This is a genomic window from Acinetobacter sp. ATCC 27244 (genome assembly GCF_000156555.1).
Lineage (GTDB): Bacteria > Pseudomonadota > Gammaproteobacteria > Pseudomonadales > Moraxellaceae > Acinetobacter > Acinetobacter haemolyticus.
Genome location: NZ_GG665951.1, coordinates 166002 through 169907, shown reverse-complemented (window position 1 = coordinate 169907; position 3906 = coordinate 166002). Strand labels below are relative to the sequence as shown.

The 3906-nt window shown below is 36.4% G+C and carries 5 protein-coding genes; 2 read left to right on the top strand and 3 right to left on the bottom strand.

Annotated elements, in window-relative coordinates; all coding sequences use genetic code 11:
- Positions 1–16: 16 nt before the first annotated feature.
- The 3 genes from leuE to HMPREF0023_RS04750 form a co-directional block, all read right to left on the bottom strand.
- Positions 17–664: a leucine efflux protein LeuE gene (gene leuE, locus HMPREF0023_RS04760; protein WP_017395167.1), complete on the bottom strand. Its 648-nt coding sequence runs from the start codon at positions 662–664 to the stop codon at positions 17–19.
- Between the two features lie 74 nt (positions 665–738).
- Entirely contained in the window at positions 739–1728 is a 990-nt protein-coding gene (tal, locus tag HMPREF0023_RS04755; protein ID WP_008941317.1) for a transaldolase, read from the bottom strand.
- Positions 1729–1837: 109 nt separating this feature from the next.
- Positions 1838–2731, bottom strand: coding sequence for a LysR family transcriptional regulator (locus HMPREF0023_RS04750; protein WP_008941316.1), 894 nt, complete (start codon positions 2729–2731; stop codon positions 1838–1840).
- A gap of 88 nt (positions 2732–2819) precedes the next feature.
- Between HMPREF0023_RS04750 and aceI the strand changes: the two genes are divergently transcribed.
- Both aceI and HMPREF0023_RS04740 read left to right on the top strand, forming a co-directional pair.
- The gene (aceI, locus tag HMPREF0023_RS04745; RefSeq protein ID WP_004639441.1) at positions 2820–3248 is read left to right on the top strand and encodes a chlorhexidine efflux PACE transporter AceI; all 429 of its coding nucleotides are present in this window, start codon (positions 2820–2822) and stop codon (positions 3246–3248) included.
- Between the two features lie 185 nt (positions 3249–3433).
- Positions 3434–3829, top strand: coding sequence for a tautomerase family protein (locus tag HMPREF0023_RS04740; RefSeq protein ID WP_005090076.1), 396 nt, complete (start codon positions 3434–3436; stop codon positions 3827–3829).
- The last annotated feature ends 77 nt before the right edge of the window (positions 3830–3906 follow it).

Below are 3906 nucleotides of genomic sequence, written 5' to 3'. Positions count from 1 at the left end.
ATACGTCTAGGTCTAATTAAATCGTCGAAGTTGCAAGTCGTAAACCAAATCCAAAAAATAAAATGCCGACTAAGAATACGCCACTTGCAGCCAGTTTATAGTTATGTCTAAAGAAGCCAGCTAATTTCACGCCCGAAAAAATAAGTGCGGTTAGATAACTAAAACTGATGATTTGTAGAACCAATGCCAATACCAAGAAACTGATCATTGGGTAGGGATAACTTGGCTCAACAAATTGCACAAAGAATGATAAGAAAAATAAAATTGCTTTTGGATTCAATAAACTAATGCCAAGTGCTGTCCGGTAAGGGTGAACTTTATCTAATCGAGGTAAATCGGCCAACTCTGTATGATGAGGTGGCTTTTTCCATGTTTGATAGCCACTTTGGAGTAGTTTAAAACCTAAGTAAGCAAGATAGCAGGCCCCGGTTAATTTAAGAATTACAAACAAAATGGGAAAGGCTTTTAATAGCGATGCCGCGCCTAATACAGTACAAACGATTAAGATAAAATCGCCAGTAAATACACCACAAGCGGCAGCATAACCAGTACGTATACCATAGCGTGAGGCCACAGACATGACATAGATGGAGTTAGGGCCGGGTAATAAAATGATTAAGATCGTACCGATAATATAAGTAGTTAAATCTGTGATACCAAACACGATGAACTCAATAAAAAAACCGACCCTCACTAATATAGCAAAAATCGGTTTTTAATAGGTGAAAAATCAGCTAATTATGGACTGATTTCAGCATCAACACCAAAAGACTGACGAAGTAACAAACTTAATTGATTTCGAGCTTTGATAAAGCCATCAATTCCACCTTGCAACAGTTGGAATGCCATTAAGTCTTGTTCAAGCTCAGCCTTGAAGCTTTCCTTAGTTTGTTCAGAGCGCTCAATTTTTTCAGCCTGTTGCGCTGCTTCTACAGTCAGTTGAGCATTAACGTGTTGTTGATCTTGTTCTAATTGTGCCAGTAAATTTGGTGCAATTGTCAGTAAATCACAACCAGCTAAGCCCAGTACTTGTGCCGTGCTACGGAAGCTTGCTCCCATGACTTGTGTTGGGATACCTTGTTGTTTGTAATAATTATAAATTTTCTTAACAGAGAGTACACCTGGATCTTTCTCGATTGGATAAGCATCGACGGCTTCTGCTTTTTTGTACCAATCTAAAATACGTCCAACAAATGGAGAGATAAGCGTAACGTTTGCATCTGCACAAGCTTGTGCTTGATGTAAACCAAACAATAAAGTCAGATTACATGGAATACCTTCAGCTTCTAAAACTTTAGCAGCTTGAATCCCTTCCCATGTCGAAGCAATCTTAATGAGAATACGTGATTGTTCGATGCCATAGTCTTGATAGAGCTTTGAAAGTTCACGAGCTTTAGCAATGGTTGCCTCTGTATCATAAGAAAGTAGAGCATCGACTTCTGTTGAAACCCGGCCATCAATTAACTTTAAAATCTCAACACCAAACTTGACAGTTAAAATATCAATCGTACGTTCGATCAGTTCATCAGCTTCATAACCTTCTTTTTTTGCTTGTAAATAAGCATCTTCGATGAGTTCTTTACTTTCTGGTTGTTCAGCTGCTGCTGTGATTAATGAAGGATTTGTTGTTGCATCAAGCGGACGAAATTTTTTAATTGCTTCAAGGTCACTGCTATCAGCTACAACAGTTGTAAAATTCTTTAATTGGTTTAATGCGGTTTGAGTCATTGATATAACGTTCTTACTTAAACAAATATAGTGGTATTCTCATTTATAACACACAATTCAAGAAAGCAAAGTGTCACTTGTGATGACATGCCTTATTGTTGCATGCTTTTTAAGGTTCGATTTTCTGACGTTGATCTCGGATGTACTCAATCAGAAACCTTGCAGCTGCACCAAGTTCACTTTCTCGACTCCAGACGAGGTCTACAAAATATTCAAATTTTGGTGTGAAATCATAAAGCTTCAAAATTTTTAATTTTTTCTTTAACTCAGGGTTTTCATTAAACATTTCTAAGGGGAGAACACCCCAGCCCAAATTTCGAACAATCATCATGCACGCTGAATGGTGGTTGTCGGTACGCCAGTAATCTTTAGCAAAAAGTAATTCAGGTTTAATCCTGTTATCTCGGCTCGCTACTACGATTTGACGGGTTTGAACCATTTGCTCAAAAGATACTTGTTCAAGTTGAGCCAGTGGATGAATATTCGAGATAACAGGTACTAATGCTTCTCTTTTAAGTTCAACAAACTGCTCACGACTGTCTAATTGTTCACGTTCAAACATCAAAGCCAGTTGTGCCGACTGATCCAGTAACATGTGTAAAGCATCTTCTTGCGGAGCAGATACAATATTAATCGCGAGACTCGGAAAATTTTGCTCAAGTAGGGTAATGTAGTCTGTCCAATTGGTATGCAATAGTTCGGATACAACCACAATGTTTAATGTGGATTCTAAGCCTGTACTGAGCGCATGCGCATGTTGTTTCCATTGATTCATTTCAATGAGCAATTGTTGTGTTTTTTCATACAACACCATTGCTTCAGCAGTAGGAGTTGGTTCACGTCCCACTCGCTCAAATAAGTTGAGATTTAAATCAATTTCTAGGTTAGCAATCGACATGCTTACCGCAGAAGGGACTTTGCCCAACTTGCGTGCAGCCGCAGAAAATGAGCCTGTTTCAATGACGGTTTGAAACATGATGAGTTGTTCTTGATTAATATTCATCTGTCAAAAAAACTGAAAGAACCTGATTGGATTAATCAAAATTATAAAAATAAAATGGCAAATATCCAAACAAGAGAGTGTTATAGAAATGTTGATTTCCAAAAGAAGACTCATTCATGCGATTGTCTATGAAGTGATTTTATTGGTCATCATCGCAATTGCGTTAAGTTTTATTTTTGACATGCCGATGGAAGTAACAGGAACATTAGGTGTGTTTATGGCGGTTGTTTCAGTGATTTGGAACATGATTTTTAATAATTATTTTGAGAAAATTGAGCATAAATACAATTGGGAAAGAACTGTACCAGTGCGTATTTTGCATGCAGTTGGATTTGAAGGTGGTTTGTTAATCGCGACAGTTCCAATGATTGCTTATATGATGAATATGACGATCGTTGAAGCGTTTATTTTGGATATCGGTTTAACCTTATGTATTTTGGTCTATACCTTTATCTTCCAGTGGTGTTATGACACTGTAGAAAATCGTTTCTTCCCAAATGCAAAATTTGCATCATAATAATGAGATCGTTAGGTAGCACTCTTTATCACTTGATGAAGAGTGCTTTTTTAATACTTAGATTAGTACAACGTGATTAAAGTTTGATAATTTTAATAAATTCGGTTTAATCAATATTAATTTGTTGCTAATAAATCTATAGAAAATATAAATATTCATTAATAGTACTTGTTTGGGAGAGTAAAATGCCGAGTGTTCTTATTGAGATAAGACAAAAATATACGTTAGATGTGGAGCTTGGAATTATTGAAGCGGTGCATTCTGCTTTGATAGAGTCATTTAAAATTATGCCAAATGATCGGCATATACGTTTAGTCACGCATGAACCACATCATTTTCAGTGTCCACCAGAAAAGGAAAAACCAGAGTTTTTTACACACATTACAATTGATTGTTTTGTAGGTCGTACATTAGAAACTAAGCGTTTATTGTATAAAACGATTGTAAATAAATTAGAGCCATTTGGTATACCCAAAGATCATACCATAATAATACTTCGAGAAATTCCAACGGATAATTTTGGAATACGGGGTGGTCAAGCTGCCTCTGATATTGATTTAGGGTTTAAAATTGATGTTTAGGAAGAGTAGGATTTAATGACAATATCCAAATTGAAGATGATGACATTAAAAGCACTTTTCGTAGAAATTTACTATAC